General features: G+C 63.0%; 18 protein-coding genes and 3 pseudogenes. 13 read left to right on the top strand and 8 right to left on the bottom strand.

Annotation, left to right across the window (positions count from 1 at the left end):
* Positions 1–4: 4 nt before the first annotated feature.
* Positions 5–643: a hypothetical protein gene (locus tag X773_RS77245; protein ID WP_023674777.1), complete on the bottom strand. Its 639-nt coding sequence runs from the start codon at positions 641–643 to the stop codon at positions 5–7.
* Between the two features lie 115 nt (positions 644–758).
* On the bottom strand, positions 759–1112 hold the full coding sequence (locus X773_RS44435) for a tyrosine-type recombinase/integrase (protein ID WP_198023523.1): 354 nt from the start codon (positions 1110–1112) through the stop codon (positions 759–761).
* A gap of 700 nt (positions 1113–1812) precedes the next feature.
* Between X773_RS44435 and X773_RS44440 the strand changes: the two genes are divergently transcribed.
* A complete protein-coding gene (locus X773_RS44440; RefSeq protein WP_023674779.1) occupies positions 1813–2265 on the top strand; it encodes a cupin domain-containing protein in 453 nt (150 codons plus the stop codon).
* 547 nt (positions 2266–2812) lie between these two features.
* Positions 2813–4624 carry an adenine deaminase gene (ade, locus tag X773_RS44450; protein ID WP_023674781.1) on the top strand — a complete coding sequence of 604 codons (1812 nt, stop codon included), beginning with the start codon at positions 2813–2815 and terminating at the stop codon, positions 4622–4624.
* A gap of 332 nt (positions 4625–4956) precedes the next feature.
* On the opposite strand, the gene X773_RS44455 is transcribed toward ade, so the two are convergent.
* From X773_RS44455 to X773_RS44465, 3 genes are all read right to left on the bottom strand, one after another.
* Positions 4957–6120, bottom strand: coding sequence for an alpha/beta hydrolase (locus X773_RS44455; protein WP_023674782.1), 1164 nt, complete (start codon positions 6118–6120; stop codon positions 4957–4959).
* A 132-nt stretch (positions 6121–6252) separates the two neighbouring features.
* The gene (locus X773_RS44460; RefSeq protein ID WP_023674783.1) at positions 6253–7326 is read right to left on the bottom strand and encodes an alpha/beta hydrolase; all 1074 of its coding nucleotides are present in this window, start codon (positions 7324–7326) and stop codon (positions 6253–6255) included.
* Positions 7327–7429: 103 nt separating this feature from the next.
* The gene (locus tag X773_RS44465) at positions 7430–8824 is read right to left on the bottom strand and encodes a M24 family metallopeptidase (protein ID WP_031211244.1); all 1395 of its coding nucleotides are present in this window, start codon (positions 8822–8824) and stop codon (positions 7430–7432) included.
* A 128-nt stretch (positions 8825–8952) separates the two neighbouring features.
* Between X773_RS44465 and ilvA the strand changes: the two genes are divergently transcribed.
* Together ilvA and X773_RS44475 are read left to right on the top strand one after the other, a co-directional pair.
* Positions 8953–10209 carry a threonine ammonia-lyase IlvA gene (gene ilvA / locus X773_RS44470; protein WP_023674785.1) on the top strand — a complete coding sequence of 419 codons (1257 nt, stop codon included), beginning with the start codon at positions 8953–8955 and terminating at the stop codon, positions 10207–10209.
* Entirely contained in the window at positions 10206–10778 is a 573-nt protein-coding gene (locus X773_RS44475; protein ID WP_031211246.1) for a DUF1697 domain-containing protein, read from the top strand. Before ilvA ends, X773_RS44475 begins: the two co-directional genes overlap by 4 nt.
* An 8-nt stretch (positions 10779–10786) precedes the next feature.
* Here the strand turns inward: X773_RS44475 and X773_RS44480 are convergent, their stop codons facing one another.
* Positions 10787–11080, bottom strand: coding sequence for a DUF2218 domain-containing protein (locus X773_RS44480; RefSeq protein WP_023674787.1), 294 nt, complete (start codon positions 11078–11080; stop codon positions 10787–10789).
* Positions 11081–11313: 233 nt separating this feature from the next.
* Positions 11314–12207 (bottom strand): LysR family transcriptional regulator, encoded by an 894-nt coding sequence (locus X773_RS44485; protein ID WP_023674788.1) that lies wholly within the window; start codon positions 12205–12207, stop codon positions 11314–11316.
* 96 nt (positions 12208–12303) lie between these two features.
* Here X773_RS44485 and X773_RS77955 point away from each other — a divergent pair.
* From X773_RS77955 to X773_RS44505, 6 genes and pseudogenes are all read left to right on the top strand, one after another.
* A pseudogene (locus X773_RS77955) lies at positions 12304–12411 on the top strand (cupin domain-containing protein); the annotation flags it as partial.
* Between the two features lie 28 nt (positions 12412–12439).
* Complete coding sequence (locus X773_RS44490) at positions 12440–12772, top strand: carboxymuconolactone decarboxylase family protein (protein ID WP_023674789.1); 333 nt, start codon at positions 12440–12442, stop codon at positions 12770–12772.
* Between the two features lie 2 nt (positions 12773–12774).
* Positions 12775–13761, top strand: a complete 987-nt coding sequence (locus tag X773_RS44495) for an aldo/keto reductase (protein WP_023674790.1) — start codon at positions 12775–12777, stop codon at positions 13759–13761.
* Positions 13762–13803: 42 nt separating this feature from the next.
* A pseudogene (locus X773_RS44500) lies at positions 13804–14569 on the top strand (SDR family oxidoreductase).
* Between the two features lie 17 nt (positions 14570–14586).
* Positions 14587–14787: pseudogene (locus tag X773_RS74235) on the top strand (alcohol dehydrogenase catalytic domain-containing protein); the annotation flags it as partial.
* A 13-nt stretch (positions 14788–14800) separates the two neighbouring features.
* Positions 14801–15181, top strand: coding sequence for a DUF2255 family protein (locus X773_RS44505; protein ID WP_023674792.1), 381 nt, complete (start codon positions 14801–14803; stop codon positions 15179–15181).
* 105 nt (positions 15182–15286) lie between these two features.
* On the opposite strand, the gene gloA is transcribed toward X773_RS44505, so the two are convergent.
* Entirely contained in the window at positions 15287–15727 is a 441-nt protein-coding gene (gene gloA, locus X773_RS44510) for a lactoylglutathione lyase (RefSeq protein WP_023674793.1), read from the bottom strand.
* 236 nt (positions 15728–15963) lie between these two features.
* On the opposite strand from gloA, the gene X773_RS0137255 reads away from it, so the two are divergent.
* Genes X773_RS0137255 through X773_RS44520 form a run of 3 tightly spaced genes read left to right on the top strand, consistent with a single transcriptional unit; the run spans position 15964 to position 17910 of the window.
* A complete protein-coding gene (locus X773_RS0137255; protein ID WP_348625914.1) occupies positions 15964–16539 on the top strand; it encodes a cold-shock protein in 576 nt (191 codons plus the stop codon).
* A 19-nt stretch (positions 16540–16558) separates the two neighbouring features.
* The gene (locus X773_RS44515; RefSeq protein ID WP_023674794.1) at positions 16559–17122 is read left to right on the top strand and encodes a DUF192 domain-containing protein; all 564 of its coding nucleotides are present in this window, start codon (positions 16559–16561) and stop codon (positions 17120–17122) included.
* 20 nt (positions 17123–17142) lie between these two features.
* Positions 17143–17910: an alpha/beta hydrolase gene (locus tag X773_RS44520; protein WP_023674795.1), complete on the top strand. Its 768-nt coding sequence runs from the start codon at positions 17143–17145 to the stop codon at positions 17908–17910.
* Positions 17911–18006 lie beyond the last annotated feature (96 nt).

Below are 18006 nucleotides of genomic sequence, written 5' to 3' on the forward strand. Positions count from 1 at the left end.
GACCCTAAGCCACCGCGCCTGTTGAGTTAGAGTTTGCCGGGTTCGGCCATGACAGGCGATCCCTTTTGGGGACGAAGCCCGCTGCGGCCCGAGCCGCTTTGTTGATGGCAGCGCTGGAGCAAGCGCGGCGTCCATGGATGCGGCCTTGGGAGCTGGGTATCACGTGGAGATAGCGGGCGTGCCGCTCACGCAAACCTTTGGAAATGTATTTACCAAGGCTTTTGTATGTCGGCTGGTCTACGTCTTGAGAATGGACGTCGTACTGGCCGGGTGCTTTGCCTTGCGCTTTCCTGACCCAGTGGGGGAGCTTGCGATGAAATTCAGTGCGCATCTCTGGCGGCACGTATACGACCCAGTTAGCGTGTGCCTGCCCAGACGGGTTCTCCAGTGTGTAGACGTACAGGGGCAGCAACGGGACACCGTAGAGTTTCCGGGTTCGCCAGTTATACCAATCTCGGTATTTGTCCCTAACCCTCACGAACAGCCAACCTGCCAGTTCAGCATCCTGAGCAGGAAAGTTGATGACGACGTAGGTGTTTAGGGGACAGCCGAGATAGCGGGCGAAATCCATCGCGTGGAATATGTTCTCGGCTGGCAGTACGTTTAGGGCGTCGGTGTAAGGGGAGAACTGGATTTTGGGCACGTTCCGGGTACCTATACTAAATGTTGTGGTCCGCTCCCTCTGTGCGCTGCTAACACTTGCGGCAAAGGGTCACAATAGGCCGGCGACGGTAATCCCCAGGTAAGTTCTAAGTACCCTAGTTGTTGGCGACTAATCTGAGAGCCGGATGCATGCCCTCGGGCTCCAGCGCCGAGGTAGCCATTTCAAGGGCTGACGGTGCCAGCTTCATGTACCGCTCGGTTGTGACGAAAGACGCATGATCCATCCATTCCTTGATGCGGTTGGCGTCGACACCACGGGTCGCCATCCGGCTTGCGCAGGAGTGACGGAAGACGTGGAACGGCTGAGTGATCTTGGCGTATTCACCGCCGAGCTTCTTGTAGATTTCCTGCAGCAGCCGGCGAGCCTGATCCGCGTTGATGTCCTTGAAGCGACTTTCGGGGTTCGTACAGGCCGACCGGCGCCGGGTGAGTGCCGCCTGGGCGGCCACCGTAGGCATCCTCAATGAACAGGCTGATGCCCCCGGCGACGAGTGGCACGGAGCCCTCAAGGATGCAGCGCCCGGTGTCAGTCTCGTAGCCGCGCTCCTTGTCGATGTTCTTGCGAACACGAGAAAGGTAACGGTCCCGACCGAGGCCGGACATCTCGATCTCCAGCTCGATCTGCCGCTGGAGGTTGTGGCCGAAAGGTGCGTTCACGGTCGGTTCTCCTGTCATGTCACAGTGTCACAACTTCCGTGTCACAGGATGCCCGTGTCACGAAATCCCCTCCGCAAAGGGAGGTGTATGGTTCGGGGCTCCAGACTAACGCTGGAACCGTTGAATTAGATGGGTTTGAGGGGTAGATACGGTAGGGGAGACGGGATAAAGGGGATTTTAAGTCCCTTGCGTCTACCAATTCCGCCACGTCCGCAGGCCAGCCCTTTTCAGCCGCCAGCCAAAGGCCGTCAAGCCGTCTTCTGCCGTCGACAAATCTGGCACTGGAAGCTAGCGAGGCCGATCACCTACAGTGATACAAACAAAATCGTTTCACCTGGAAATGTTTTTAGCGGCAGCTTCCGCGGCTACCGCGAATGCGCGTCCCCCGTTCGCAGGATGCGTTCGGGCGCTCTGCCCTGATAGACTCCAATTGGCAAGTGGATCGGCGCGCCGATACTCGACGCCGTCCTCTACAGACACTGGGAGATTGTCATGCTCAAGCTTGCCTCTGCCCTGGCACTGCTGCTTGTTGGGACGGCGCCTCTGTTTGCCGATGAGATGCCGATGAACGCCAAAGACATCAAATGGGGTCCTGCTCCTGCTGTCATTCCCGCTGGCGCGGAAATGGCTGTTGTCGCTGGAGATCCCTCAAAGGACGGCGCCTATGTGCTGCGGTTGAAGACACCCGCCGGCTACAAAATTGCCGCACATAATCATCCCACCACGGAATACGTAACGGTGCTTTCCGGCAACTTCCATATTGGAATGGGCGATAAGCTCGACGAGGCGAAAGGTGTCGAACTGACTGCTGGCGGCTTCGGCGTCGCGCCGGCCGGAATGAATCACTTCGCCTGGACGACAAGCGATACCATTATCCAGGTTCATGGCGAGGGGCCATTCAAGATCATCTACGTCAACCCGGCAGACGATCCGAGCAAGAAGTGACAGTTCGGGATCGAATTGATTGAACCGGCCGAAGGCTCGAACGATGGAGTGCGTCGAACTCCGCGACCGTCGATTCAGAAGGATCCTCTAACGAGACGAAAGCTGATTGGCCGCAACGGAATCGTATTCCGCTTGGGCCATTTTGCCGTGAATGGCGCCATAACAGAAAAACCCGCCTCGGGGGGCGGGTCGTTGGAGCCAATTGGCACCTTACCCAAATTAGTAGCATAGCTGCCGGCACAAAGCAAGAACAAAAGTTGCTGCGCCGGCACAAAATGCGCTTGGCGATTGGCGAAAGCCGTGGTGGCATCAATCTCCCTCCTTGAGGGGGAGATGGCCGGCAGGCCAGAGGGGGTCGTCGCGCGTCGAGCGCCAGCCTGTTTTGTTCGCGGTAAAGGTTCGCGTCAGGACGTCCCGACCCCCTCTGTCGCCTTCGGCGACATCTCCCCCTCGAGGGGGGAGATCTGCAACTTCGCCGTCCGCGCTTACTTCCTCGCTGGTCAAAATCCTCGCGGCTTGGCACAGTCGGGCAAAGAGGAGCCTGTTGATGCCGAAGACCGCCAATGCGACGAAACCAAAACCCTGGGCCGAGATGGCGACGCATCTGGTCGATGTCGCTATGGGCCGCAAACCCGCCGATCTCGTCATCCGCAACGGGCGCTGGGTCAACGTCCATTCGGGCGAGATCATCGCCGGCACCGACATCGCCATTGCCGGCGGCCGCTTCGCTTATTGCGGGCCGAACGCCGGCCATGCCATCGGCCAGGGCACCAAGGTGGTCGATGCCGGCGGCCGCTATCTGGTGCCGGGGCTTTGCGACGCGCATATGCATGTCGAGAGCGGCATGGTGACGGTGACGGAATTCTGCCGCGCGGTGATCCCGCATGGCACAACTTCGATGTTCATCGATCCGCATGAGATCGCCAACGTGCTCGGCCTGCCGGGCGTGCGGCTGATGCATGACGAGGCCGTCGCCATGCCGGTCAACGTGCTCGTGCAGATGCCGTCCTGCGTGCCCTCCGCCCCGGGGCTCGAGCATGCCGGCGCCGAGCTGACCGTCGCCGACGTTGCCGAGGCGATGACCTGGGAGAACATCATCGGGCTCGGCGAGGTGATGAATTTTCCGGGCGTCGCCGCCAATGATCCGGTGATGTCGGGCGAGATCGCGGCGACGGTGAGGGCCGGCAAGACCGTCGGCGGGCATTATGCCTCGCGCGATCTCGGCCTGCCGTTTCACGGCTACGTCGCCGGCGGCCCGGAGGATGACCACGAAGGCACGCGCGCCGAGGACGCCATCGCGCGCGTCCGCCAGGGCATGAAGGCGATGCTGCGGCTGGGCTCAGCCTGGTACGACGTGGCCTCGCAGATCAAGGCGGTGACCGAGAGCGGCCTCGACCCGCGCAACTTCATCCTGTGCACCGACGACAGCCATTCCGGTACGCTGGTGCACGAAGGCCATATGGACCGGGTCGTGCGCCACGCCATCAGCCAAGGGCTGACGCCGGTGACGGCGATCCAGATGGCGACGCTCAACACCGCCCAGCATTTCCGGCTGGAGCGCGAGATCGGCTCGATCGCGCCGGGACGGCTCGCCGATCTGCTGATCATCTCCGACCTGGCCGAAATGACCATCGACGAGGTCTATGGCCGCGGCGTCAGGCTGGCCAAGGGCGGCAAGCTCGAAATTGACATTCCGGCCTACAATTATCCGCGGACGGCGAAGAACACCGTCAAGCTCGGCAGGAAGCTCAAGGCAGGCGATTTCGACATCGCGGCACCCATGGGCGCCAACGAGGTGCGGGTGCGCGTCATCGGCGTCATCGAAAACCAGGCGCCGACGCGGGCGCTGGAGGCCGATCTTGCCGTCGAGGACGGGCTGGTCGCCATGGATCGCCGCAACGATGTCTGCCAGATCGCGCTGGTCGAGCGCCACAAGGGCACCGGCGGCGTCACCAACGCCTTCGTCTCCGGCTTCGGCTATATCGGCGACTGCGCCATGGCGTCGAGCGTGGCCCACGATGCCCACCACATCATCGTCGTCGGCACCAACAAGCAGGACATGGCTCTGGCCGTGAACCGGCTGGGCGAGGTCGGCGGCGGCGTCGTGCTGTTCTCCAGGGGCAAGGAACTGGCGCTGGTCGAAATGCCGATCGCCGGGCTGATGTCCAACGAGCGGGCGGAAATCGTCGCCGCCAAGGCGGACCAACTCAGCGACGCCATGCGCCAGATGGGCTGCTCGCTCAACAACGCCTACATGCAGCACTCGCTGCTGGCGCTGGTCGTCATCCCCGAGCTCCGAATTTCCGACGTCGGCCTTATCGACGTGACGACATTCCAGAAGGTCGATCTGTTCGTTTGAAGAAGCACTGAACCCTGGAGGGACAGCGCCCCCCTCTGTCCTGCCGGACATCTCCCCCTCAAGGGGGGAGATTGGCAGTTTCGTCGACAGCGCGTTGTTCGTCAGAGTTGGAGATTGGCGAAANCATCTCCCCCTCAAGGGGGGAGATTGGCAGTTTCGTCGACAGCGCGTTGTTCGTCAGAGTTGGAGATTGGCGAAAGCCGAAAGTGGCGGCCAATCTCCCCACTAGAGGGGGAGATGTCCGGCAGGACAGAGGGGGGCGCGAAGGATCGCTGCAGAGCGTTTTTGTTGACAGCTGCCAATCACCGGCGCGTTTGGCAGTAGAGGTCGGCTCACCCGCCCGTGGCGATGGTCAGCACTTTGAACGGCGTGGTGATGACGATTTCGGCGACCGAACCGACGGCCTTGCCGAGGCCCTGGCCGAGATTGTCGAGCTGGGCCGGCGCGGTCTCTTCGGAGGCGAGGCCGGCCGGGGCGCGCAAGCGGTCGCCGAGCAGCTGCACCAGGAACGGGTTGTCGGCGAATTTGGCGTGGTTCAGCCGGTCGCCGCCCTTGGTTTTGGTCAGGTCGACCACCGAGACGCCATAGCTGGCGAGGTCGGCCGCGTCGCCATAGTCGCCGACGCGTGGCTTGTCGCCGGAGATCAGGGTCGACAGTCTGAGCGCCCGGTCGTCGCCCGAAAGCAGCACGGCGAACGGCTTGTCGGGCTTGCCGTAGCGGATCATCTGCTTTTTGAACACGTCGACGTCGATATCGGGCGAAGCCAGGATAACATAGCCGAGCTTGCCGCCGAGGTCGCGGTCGCCGGTGATGGCAAGCTGGCGCAACGCTTCCATCGTCACCCAGGTCCCCATCGAATGGGCAATGATGTCGATGCTCTTGGCGCGGCTCTTGGCGAGCATGCGCAGCGTCGCTTCGAGATCGTCGCGCGCCGCATTGGCGCTTTCCTTGTCGTAGATGTAGCCGGTCGTCTTGCCGCTCGACGCCCACGAAAACAGCACCGGCGTGCCCGGGTATTTCGTGTCGTGCGCGATCTGCGTCAGCCGGTAGATACCGTCGTCGAAGCCGTTGTTGAAGCCGTGCACGAAAACCAGCGCGCGGTCGCCGCGCATCGCGATATCGGCGCCGACCGCCTTGGCGAATTGCGGCGCGCCTTCGTAGAAGGTGACGCCGGTCGCCGTGAAATCCTTCGCCGGATTGCTGTTGGCCGATCCCTTGACCCGCTCGATGGCGCCGAGCTGGTGAATTTTGGGCACCGTCACCTCGACGCTGGCAAAGCTGGTGGTCGGCGAACGGTCGCCATCGAACACCTGCCGGGGCGCTTTCATTGCCTTTTGCCGGGTTGTGGCGACGAAGATCTTGTGCGTCGCGGCAATGTCGGAAGCAGGCACGGTGATTGTCGTCTTGTTGAGCAAGTCGTGCGTGTTCTGGCCGGCGCAGCTTGCCAGCGCGAGCGCGAACGCAACGACGAGAAAGATCTTCGAAGGCACGGTCACGCGGGCTCCCGCAAAGGCGACGTCGAGCCGGAGACGTCTTGGCCTATTCGATAGAGGCAGAGCCCGGCACGGTCCAGTTCAAACTGTTCCGATGGTGCGGCAATGGTCAACAGTCACTGCCGCGCAATGCAGCTATTGTCCGACCGAGGCGATGCGGTCTGTCACTTCGCGGTCGCTGGCAAACCCGTCATCCTCGCGCAGCTTCTGGCCGATCAACTGCACCAATTCCGGATTATCGGCGAATTTGGTGTGGTTGAAGCGGTCGGCTCCCTTGACGCTGGAGAGATCGACGACCGACACGCCATAGCTGGCGAGGTCGGCGGCGTCCTTGTAGTCGCCAACGCGCGGCCGCGCGCCGGCTATCAGGCCGGAGAGCCGCAGCGCCCGGTCGTCGTCGGAGAGCAGCAGGATGAACGGCTTGTTCGGCTTGCCGTAGCGGCGCATCTGGCTCTTGAACACGTCGACGTCGATGTCTGGCGAGGCCAGCACGACGTCGCCGAGCTTGCCGCCGAGATCGCGGTCGCCGGTAATGGCAAGCTGGCGCAGCGCCTCCATGGTGACCCAGGTTCCCAGCGAATGGGCAACGATGTCGATGCGCCGCGCGCCGGTCTGCGCCAGCATTCTCAGCGTCACTTCCAGCTGGTCGCGGGCAACGCTGGCGCTTTCCTTGTCGTAGACATAGTCGGTGGTCTTGGCGCCCGACGCCCAGGAAAACAGCACCGGCGTGCCCGGATAGCCGGAATCATGGGTGATCTGGGTGACGCGGTAGACCGCGTCGTCGAAGCCGGTGTTGTAGCCGTGGACGAAGACCATGACGCGGCCGCCGCGCGCTGCGATGTCGGCGCTGAGCGCGCTGGAGAATTTCGGCTGGGTGTCGTATCCGACGACCTCGGAAGCCATGAAGTATTTGGCCGGATCGTCCGACTTGCCGCGCGAGCGCCGCTCGATCTGGCCTGTCTTGTGGATACCGGGGACGGTGACGTTGACGCGGGCATAGTTCAGCGTCGCCGAGCGCTCGCCGTCGAAGACCTTGTCGGGATCGTCGGAGCGCTTGCGCGTGGTTGCGATGAAGATCGAGTGGTTGCCGGCGATTTCCGTCACCGGCACCGCCATCATGGCGCTGCCGAGCAGTTCCTCGGTTTGGCGCCCGCCGCAGCCGGCGAGCAGCGCGGCAATGAGAATGATGCAAATCGTCTTCAAGGGCACTTAAGCAATTCCACTCCGGCCTGACCAAAGGCCCATCCACCTCCGCCGCACCTCCCGGACAGGCCAAGTGCGGCGGAAGTAAGTCGCAGGCGCCGAAATGCGCTCAGCGCCTCGCGACTGCCATCGCACTGTTGCGCGAAAGCCAGAACGGCGGCAGGAACGCCGGAATGTTGGAAAACGGCAGTACTTCCGGCTTCAGCCTTATGCCGAGCACGTCGGTCATGAAGGCGCGGCGCGCCTCGATGCGGCGCCAGGCTTCGGGATAGCGCACCGCGATCTCTTCGCGCAGCGCCTCGTCGGCCAGCGCGATGCCGTCCTCGATGTTTGTGGTGAAATAATCGGTGCCGGTCGCCGGGATGATGTCGACCTGCAAGGCCATGCCCGACTTCAATCTGATGTCGGAGCCGGAAAATACCGGCGAATGCATCCATTCGTCGATATGGATGAGATGGCCGGGGTTGAGCGCTACGCCGAAGAACCGATCGCCGATGCGGTCGTGCACCGCTTGCCACAACGCGCCGCCGGGAACGCCGATGCCGACCGTCTCGTACCAGTCGACGACGGCGCAGAAATAGGGCGCGACCAGCTTCTCGACATAGTCCTGGATGCCCCTCGGAAGCTCGGCCGCGTCCTCGACCAGAAAACCGGCGCGCGCATTGAGCGAGCCCTGGATGCCATAGGCCATGGTGATCGGGTCGCCGCGCTTGATGATGTCGAGGCGCGGGCTCGGCAGGCCATAGGCCGCACGCTTGCCGGTCGACAGCATCGGGTGACAGCATTGCGGCAGGCCGTTGATGCCCATCAGCCGCGCCGCCTGCAATTCGGTCATGCCGGGTTCGATGCCTTGCAGGACGTTGCGCAGGCCTTGCGAGGAATAGGTCGCGGCGAATTCGAACGCGGCCAGTTGGTCGGCCTCATTGATGGCGCGCAGGCCGTCGGCGGGGTTCATCAAAAGGTTCGCCGCGTTGACGACCGTGCCCCTATCGCCGGCAAGGGTACGCAGCGTGTCGGCGATGAAGGACGGCAGGTCGAGCGTCGTTTCGCCAAAACCCGCATCGCCGGGGCCGAACGGCTTCCAGCCGATGGCGCCGATGCGCTGGCCGGCTTTCAGGCCGCAATCGACGAGGATGTCGGAAAGCGCCTGCGAGCGGTCGCGCGGCTGCGCCGGCAGCGAAAACGTCTGGTAGAGCACGCGCTCGTACGGCCCATCGCAGATCTCGGCATAGCCCCAGCCCTCATTGCCGACCAGCAGTTTCGGCGGCTTGCCGGGAACGATGACCAACAGCGTCTCCTCGAAGCGCGGATCGTAGCCGCAGAGGTAGGCGACATTGGCCGCATGTTCGCGGTCGCCATAGACGACGAAGGCATCGAACCCGCCAAGTGCGACCAGCGCCGCGATACGGGCCTCATAGGTGGCGCGGGGAACCAGCGGCATCACCGTCGGCTCGCCGAACTCCGGCAGCGACACGGTTTTCCGGGCAACCGATGCGACAGGCATGAGCAAACGCCCCCAAATGCTTACGTTGATTCCGGAAATGCCCCTTCGGGGCGGCCGGACAATGGCTTCACGAGGCCGGATATGCAATAGCGGGACCGAACTCGCGTAGCCTGTGGGGTACTCCTGCCATGACCAGTTTCTCCTCTCGCGTCGCTGCCGCCGCTGCGGCGATCCGCGAGATTTTTCCGGAGACGCCGCTGCAGGAAAACGACTATCTGTCGAAGAAGACCGGCGCGCGGGTGCTGCTGAAGCGCGAGGACCTGACGCCGGTGCGCTCCTACAAGATCCGCGGCGCCTTTAACTTCTTCCGCAAGGCGCTCGCTGCCGGTAACAATGCCGAGCTGTTCGTCTGCGCTTCGGCCGGCAATCATGCGCAGGGCTTTGCCTTCGTCTGCCGCCATTTCGGCAAGAAGGGCGTCGTCTTCATGCCGGTGACCACGCCGCAGCAGAAGATCGACAAGACGCGGCTGTTCGGCGGCGCGTTCGTCGAGATCAGGCTGGTCGGCGATTTCTTCGACGACTGCTATCGCGCCGCACTCGAATTCACCGAAACTGCCGGCGCCCACATGGTGCCGCCTTTCGACCACAAGGACATTATCGAAGGGCAGGCGACCGTCGCCTACGAGATATCAGGCCAGATGCCCGGCGCGCGCATGCCCGACATTGTCATGCTGCCGGTCGGCGGCGGCGGCCTGGCCGCCGGCGTCACCCATTATTTCGCCGACCAGCAGCGTGAAACACGCTTCGTCTTTTGCGAGCCGCTCGGCGCGCCGAGCCTGAGCGAGAGCCTCGCCACCGGAAAGCGGGTCAAGCTCGCCAAGGTCGACAATTTCGTCGACGGCGCAGCAGTGGCCGAGATCGGCCGCGAGCCGCTGCGCCACCTCAGGGAGTTTGCCGCCGACACCGTGCGGCTGATCCCGGAAAACCGGCTCTGCGCGACCATGATCGAAATGCTCAATGTCGAAGGCGTCGTGCTCGAGCCGGCCGGCGCGCTGGCGATCGATGCGCTCAAAGATTTTTCCAGGAAGGAAATCAGGGGCAAGACCATCGTTGCCGTGGTGTCGGGCGGCAATTTCGATTTCGAGCGGCTGCCGGATGTGAAGGAACGGGCGCTGCGCTTCGAGGGCTTGAAGAAATACTTCATCATCCGCTTTCCGCAACGGCCCGGCGCGCTGCGCGATTTCCTCGAATTGCTGGGTCCCGACGACGACATCGCCCGCTTCGAATATCTGAAGAAATCAGCGCGCAATTTCGGTTCGGTGCTGATCGGCATCGAAACCAAGGACCGCCGCAATTTCGACCTGCTCAAGGCGAATTTCGACGCCGAGAGCGTCCATTACCAGGACATCACCGACAACGAGACGCTCGCCGGGTTCATCATATGAGCAGCAACGATCTTCCGAACGCTCCGGCGAACGTTTTTATCGCGCTGTTTTCCGGCATCAATGTCGGCGGCAACCGCATCGTCAAGATGGCGGAACTCAGGTCATTTTTTGAGCAGCTCGGCTTCTCCGATGTCGCCACCTATGTGCAGAGCGGCAACGCCGTGTTCCGGTCGCCAGATGGCGATGCGGCGACGCTGACCAAGCGGTTGGAAGCGGAATTCGAGAAGAAATGGGGGTTCCATTCACGCATCATGGTGCGCGATCTCGGCTGGCTCGAGCGGCTGGCGGCGGACAATCCCTATCCGGAAGTGGCCGGCGAGCCGACGAAGCTGCATGCCTATGCGCTGGAGCGCCGGCCGACCGCCGAGGAGGTCGCCCGGCTGGCGGAAAAATGCACCGGGCCAGAACGCTTCGAGATCAAGGGCGACGTGCTCTACCTGCATGCGCCTGACGGGCTCGGCAAATCGGTGTTTGCCAATCTCATTCCGCGCGTTCTGAAGGTGCCGGGCACGGCGCGTAATTGGCGCACCGTGCTGATGCTGCTGGACATGGCCAAGGCCGGCGGTTGACAGGTCGTCTACGCGGCCGGAGCGCGTTTCCAGTCGAATGCCAGCGCTTCACGGAAGGCGAAGCGCTTGATGTGCTCGGCGACGACCGTTTCCAGGCGCTCGAGCGAGCCGGCTTCATCGGTCGTCACCGCAATGTGCAGCGCAGCCGGGTCGGCATCGAGAACCGTGCGGCCGAGCGTCAGATCGATGGTGCCGTGGTTCGGGTCGAATTCGACGGGAAACTTGTGCGCCCAATGTTTGCACAGCTGCTGCAGATAGCGGCTGGCGTGTTCGGTGGCGACGTCGACATGGCTGGTCGGCATAAATGAATTCTCCTGGGGCACGCCCCTGTTGGCGTGATTGGGCGCCAGCCTGGGAGGCGGGCGCGACAACCGGATAGATAGGTGCCGTCTCGCGGATCGGCAAAGGCTGCCGGACGCATCCGCCCCCAGGCGGGGCCAAAACTCGCGACACATAGGCGCCCGACGCGGACCGCGCGGACGAACGTGCTCGCGATCATTAACTCAGGTCGATTGACCGCCGATCTTCTCCCGCGTCAGCCCCGGTATCGCAGGGTCTCCACAACGATGCTGAACGCGGGCGTCGGCTGGCGTCGGCTCGGGTAATAGAGGTGATATCCCGAATAGGGCGGAGTCCAGTCCGAGAGCATTTGGACGAGTTGGCCGCTGTCGAGGTAGGGCTGAACCTGGCCTTGCGGCAAGTAAGTCACGCCGAAACCATCCAGAGCGGCTTGCAACATCGGATTCCCGCTGTTGAACGTCAGTTGTCCGTCGACGCGCACCCGCAGCTCCCGGCCGTTCTTCTCAAATTCCCATGCATAAAGTCCGCCATAGGTCGGCAGGCGAAGATTGATGCAGTCGTGGCTCGTCAGATCCTGAGGCGTTCGCGGCATTGGGCGTCCGGCGAAGTAGGACGGCGCCGCGACCGCTGCCATGCGCAAATTCGGTCCGATGGGCACGGCGATCATGTCCTTGGCCACCATCCCGCCGAGCCGCACGCCGGCGTCGTATTGCTCCGCGACGATATCGGTCAGGCCGTAGTCGATGACGATCTCCAATTTTACGTCGGGATAGCGCGGAAGCAGCTTGTGAAGCGCGGGCCAGAGCACAGCCCCAACGGCATATTCATCCGTCGTAATACGGATGTTGCCGGCCGGCTTCTCCCGCAATTCGCTGAGCGCCGCGAGTTCGAAGTCGATCTCCGCGAACCGCGGAGCCAAGGTCCGAAGGAGGCGTTCACCCGCCTCTGTCGTCGTCACGCTGCGGGTCGTCCGCGTGAGCAGCCGAACTCCCAGGCGCTCTTCGAGCGCACGCATCCCGTGGCTCAGGGCGGATGGAGAGATGGCGAGCTTGGCGGCGGCCCGAGTGAAACTTCGCTCGCTCGCGACCATGACGAAGGCGGCAAGATCGTTGAGGTTCGCTCGAGCCATTGCTGAATCTCACTCACAAATACATGCACAAACTAGCACCTAATCGCATGATTGGGCGACCCTTATATTGCTTGCGAGCAGAACAGCCTGCCACACAACGGGCACGGCGCGACGCCCACCACGGCCATGATCCATCTTCCCGTCACCGAAGCCCTCGACGGCAAGGCGGTCGAGTGGACGGAGAAAGTGACGGATGAGGAATATCTCGCCGGCCCACCAAGGAGAGTCTCCGATGAGCGAAAAGCCCAAAGCCTTCTGCAGTCCGTTTGGGGACATCGCTTCCGCGCTCGCGGGCTACACCGATGACGTTCTGTTCGGCGATGTCTGGAAGCGGCCCGGCCTGTCGCCGCGCGACCGCAGCCTGATCTCAGTGGCGACGCTGATCGCCCTCTACCGGACAAACGAGCTGCCGTTCCACCTGAAATTTGCGTTCCAGAACGGCGTCACGCGCGACGAACTGGTCGAGACGATCACCCATCTCGCCTTCTACGCCGGCTGGCCCACCGCCAGCACGGCGGTCGGAATCGCGCGCAAGGTCTTCGAAGAAACCGACGCGGGAGAATGAGAATGCTGAACCGCACGCTCGGTGACAGCGGCCTTGTGGTCTCGGCCATCGGGCTGGGCTGCATGGGCCTGAATTATCACCGTGGCCCGGCTCCAGACCGTCAGGAGACGATCGCGCTCGTCCGGGCGGCGGTCGAGCGCGGTGTCACCTTCTTCGACACCGCCGAGGTATATGGTCCGTTCACCAATGAGGAACTCGTGGGGGAGGCGCTGGAGCCGTTCCGCAAGGACGTCGTCATCGCCACCAAGTTCGGCCACGACTTCAGTCGCTGCAGATCCAGCGGGCTCGATAGCCGCCCCGAACGCATCCGGCAAGCGGCCGAAGGGTCGCTGAAGCGGCTGCGGGTCGATGCGATCGACCTGTTCTATCAGCACCGGGTCGATCCCGACGTCCCGATCGAGGACGTCGCCGGCGCGATGAAGGACCTGATCGCGCAAGGCAAGGTCAAGCAGTTCGGTCTCAGCGAGGCAGGCGCCTCGACCATCCGCCGCGTCCATGCGGTTCAGCCGGTCGCGGCGATCCAGAGCGAATATTCCCTGTGGTGGCGTGAGCCCGAGGCGGAGGTGTTGCCCGCTTGCGAGGAACTGGGGATCGGCTTCGTCCCTTACAGCCCGCTGGGCAGGGGCTTCCTCACCGGCAAGATCGACGAAACCACCAGCTTCGGCGGTAACGACAACCGCGCCAGCTTGCCGCGCTTTACGCCCGAGGCCCGCAAGGCGAACCGCCCCGTGGTCGACCTGCTGGAAAGAATCGGCGCGCAGAAACGCGCGACGCCCGCACAGATCGCGCTCGCCTGGCTGCTGGCGCAAAAGCCCTGGATCGTCCCAATCCCAGGCACCACCAAGCTCAACCGGCTCGAGGAGAACATCGCCGCGGCAGGGATCGAGCTCTCGCCCGACGATCTACGGCACATCGAGGACGCTGCCGCGCAAATCACCGTGCAAGGCGACCGTTACCCTCAGGCGGAGGCGGAGCTCACGCGGCGTTAGCGGCGCACACGCCGAACCGACACATTTACAGGAGATATTTCCATGAACATTGCATTCGAGGGGAGGGTCGCGCTGGTGACAGGCGCGGCGTCCGGACTGGGCCTCGCCACAGCGAAAGCCTTCGCGGAATCGGGGGCGTCCGTCGCGCTCGCCGACTGGAACGAAGACGCGGTGCGTGCTGCGGTCGATGAACTGACCGCTCAAGGCCATAAGGTCCTCGCCATTCGTTGCGATGTCGCCGATGACGCACCAGGTCGAAGCCATGGTCGCGCATACGGTCGCGGCCTTCGGCCGGCTCGATGCCGCCTACAACAATGCGGGCGTGCAGAATGTCCTCGCGGAAACGGCCGACGCCACCCGGGAAGATTACGACCGAGTCATGGGGATCAATCTCCGCGGCGAATGGAGCTGCATGAAATTCGAACTGCAGCAGATGCGCAACCAGGGTAGCGGCGCGATCGTCAATTGCTCTTCACTCGGGGGACTTGTGGGAGGTGCCGAGCGCGGGATCTACCATGCCGCCAAGCACGGAGTGCTTGGGTTCACCAAGAGCGCGGCTCTCGAATATGCAGCACGCGGCATCCGTATCAACGCCATATGCCCAGGGCTCATTTGGACGCCGATGGCCGACCAGATGGTGGCCGGCGGTCAGGGCGATGCGCTCAGGGCGATGGAAAAGAGCATTCCGATGGGACGGGTTGGCCGCCCCGAGGAAATTGCGAATGCAGTCCTGTGGCTCTGCAGCGACGCTGCGAGCTATGTGACCGGCCAGTCCATCTCGGTGGACGGCGGTTTTGTCATGCGCTGAAGAGGACGAGGAAAACCATGCAAGGAGCAGTTCTATACGGTCCGGGAGACGTGCGTTTCGAGGACCGTGCCGAGCCGAAAATCCTGGCCTCGACCGATGCCATCATCCGGATCGCGGCGACCTGCGTATGCGGGTCGGACCTCTGGCCCTACCGCGGCCTGCAAGCGTCCTCCGGGCCGACACCGATGGGACATGAATATTGCGGACTCGTCGAAGAGGGGAGGCCCAGACATGACGAGATGGTCTGAAGACGAATTGCGCGAGATCGCCGAAGCCGACAACTTGCACATTGCGCCGTTCAGGGAAGATGGCGTGACATATGGCACCCCAACCTGGATCTGGTCCGTGGCAGTCGACGGCGTCCTCTATGCGCGCGGCTACAATGGACAGGACTCACGATGGTACCAAGCCGCCATCCGGCAGAAGGGCGGACGGATCATCGCCGCTCGCATGACGAAGGACGTCGCCTTCGAGCCGGTCGACGGGCCGATCAACGACCGTATCGATGACGCCTATCGGGCGAAGCATCGCGGAAACCCGTACCTTAGCCCGATGATCGGTGCGCGCGCTCGGTCCGCCACCGTCAGGATTGTACCGCTGCTGCCTGAGTAGCAAGCTCACCGAAGGACCACGGCTCACCAGCCAAAGGCTTGCCGAGCGATCCTCCCCATTAGACACAACCCGCCCAGCAATGCCGGCTCAAGATGGCGTGATCGGTTACCAGCTGCCGGTGTTCGGCATCGACGCCCACGGCTCGGCCTTCGGCTTGGCCGGACCTTTCTGCAACAGCTCGATCGAGATGCCGTCCGGCGATTTGACGAACGCCATGTTGCCGTCGCGCGGCGGCCGGTTGATGGTAACGCCATTGTCCATCAGCCGCTGACAGGTGGCGTAGATGTCGTCGACCTCATAGGCGAGATGGCCGAAATTGCGGCCGCCCTTGTAGTCTTCCGGGTCCCAATTGTAGGTCAGCTCGACCAGCGGCGCTTTCTCGCTGATGCCGCTTTGCTCGTCTTCGGGGGCGGCGAGGAAGATCAGCGTGTAGCGGCCCTGCTCGTTTTCATGGCGGCGCACTTCCTTGAGGCCAAGCTTGTTGCAGTAGAAATCGAGCGAAGCATCGATGTCGGCGACGCGGACCATGGTGTGCAGATAGCGCATGATTTCCTCCTTATGTTGCGTTGCGGCGCAACATAGGGGCGGCCCGGCCAAAGGGCAATTGGCCACGTTTGCCGGCGCCGGCAAACGGCAAATCCGCTATTCCTGTATGGAACCGTGAAAAAAGGCACGTCAGGTCTTGCACACACCGGAAGCCGCGGTGTTAATCTGATACCAAGAATCAGTTGCAGTGTTTCTTGAAAAAAGGGGGCGTTCTTATGGGGGAAAAGGCCTCTTTCATGGGGCGGGACGGGGCCGGTAACGATACGTTGAAGCGGGATGAGAGCGCCGATACGGCCGATCTCGTCGAAATCGCCGGCGCCATCAAATGGTTCGACGTGGCCAAGGGCTACGGTTTCATCCTTCCCGATGATGGTACTTCGGGCGACATCCTCCTCCATGTGACATGCCTTCGAAAGGATGGTTTTCAGACCGCCCTGGAAGGCGCCCGTGTCGTCTGCCTGGTCAAGCAGGGCGAGCGCGGGCTGCAGGCCTTCCGCGTGCTCTCGATGGATGTCACCACGGCGGTGCATCCGGCGGAGCTACAGGAGCAGCGCACCCATGTCGCGGTGACGCCGGAAAGCGGCCTCGAACGGGCGCTGGTCAAATGGTTCAACCGTACCAAGGGGTTCGGCTTTCTGACCCGGGGCGAGGGCACCGAGGACATTTTCGTCCACATGGAGACGCTGCGCCGCTACGGCATCACCGAACTCCGGCCGGGCCAGGTGGTGCTGGTCCGCTTCGGACGCGGCGACAAAGGCCTTATGGCTGCCGAAATTCACCCCGATATGGGTACCTTGCCGGTCTCGCATTAGTTCCGGCCGAGGATTTCATATGGCTCACAGGAACCGGGTGACGGCGGGCGCGCTCTGCGCCGGGATTTTCCTCATCGTCGCCACAAGTGCGTTCTTCTATTTTCAACAACCGAGTTCCGCCGACGGCAAGGCGATGATCCTTCCCGTCGACCCGGCGCCGCTGGTCGCGGTGACGAAGGCCGGCGAGCGTTCTTTTTCCGTGGAAATCGCCGACACGCCCGCCGAGCGCGAAGCCGGGCTGATGTTCCGCCGGCACATGGCCGACAATCACGGCATGCTGTTCGTGTTCGGCGCGCCGCAGGATGTGAGTTTCTGGATGAAGAACACGCCGATGCCGCTCGACCTGATCTTCGTCGGCCAGGACGGCCGGATCCGGGCGATCGAGCAAGGCGAGCCGCAGTCGGAGGCGATCATCTCGCCGGACGAACCGGTGCGCTTCGTGCTCGAGCTCAAGGCGGGCACGGCTGCCAAAAAGGGCATTGAGGACGGCGACCTGCTGCGCCATCCGGCCATCGGCACGGCGGCGGGGCCGGCCATGCCGCCGCCCGACAAGGGCGATGCGCCGAGTGTCGATTCCGACTGAGCGGGCAGGATCTTCGGCCGATGCAGTTCTTCTCCCATGACGGTTTCGACCTTGCTTTCCTTGACCGCCAGCCGGCATCGGGGCAGGGCGATCCGGTGCTGATGATCCACGGCTTTGCCTCGAGCCATTACGTCAACTGGGTGTCGCCCGGCTGGTTCAAGACGCTGAACGACGCCGGCTACCGTGCGATCGCCTTCGACAATCGCGGCCATGGCTCGTCGTCGAAGAGCTATGACGAAGCCGACTACACGCCGGCAAAAATGGCGTCGGACGCGGCAGCGCTTTTGAACCATCTCGGCATCGAACGCGCTCATGTCATGGGTTACTCGATGGGCGCGCGCATATCGGCCTTCCTGGCGCTCTCCGACCCGGAGAAGGTGGCGACGCTGGTCTTCGGCGGTCTCGGCATCGGCATGGTCGACGGCGTCGGCGACTGGGATCCGATAGCCGACGCCCTTCTGGCCGACGATCCGGCAGGCACCAGCGATCCGCGCGGCCGCTCGTTCCGCGCCTTCGCCGATCAGACCCGCAGCGATCGCCGGGCGCTCGCCGCCTGCATCGCCACCTCGCGCGAATTGCTGAGCGAGGCCGACCTTGCCCGCATTGCCCAGCCGACGCTGATCGCCGTCGGCAGCAAGGACGACATCGGTGGTTCGCCGGATGAACTCGCCACCCTGATGCCCAACGCCAGGGCTTTTCATATCGAAGGCCGCGACCATATGCTGGCGGTCGGCGACAAGACCTTCAAGCAGCGCGTGCTGGAGTTTTATGCCGAGCATCCGCTTTGATGGATGGTTCCAAAAGCGGCCATAGGGCCTGAAGCTGGGATTCTTAGCGGTTTTGCAACGATACAGGAATTAATAAGAGCGACGTGTGGATCGGTT

Source organism: Mesorhizobium sp. LSJC280B00, from assembly GCF_000502835.1.
Classification (GTDB): Bacteria; Pseudomonadota; Alphaproteobacteria; order Rhizobiales; family Rhizobiaceae; genus Mesorhizobium.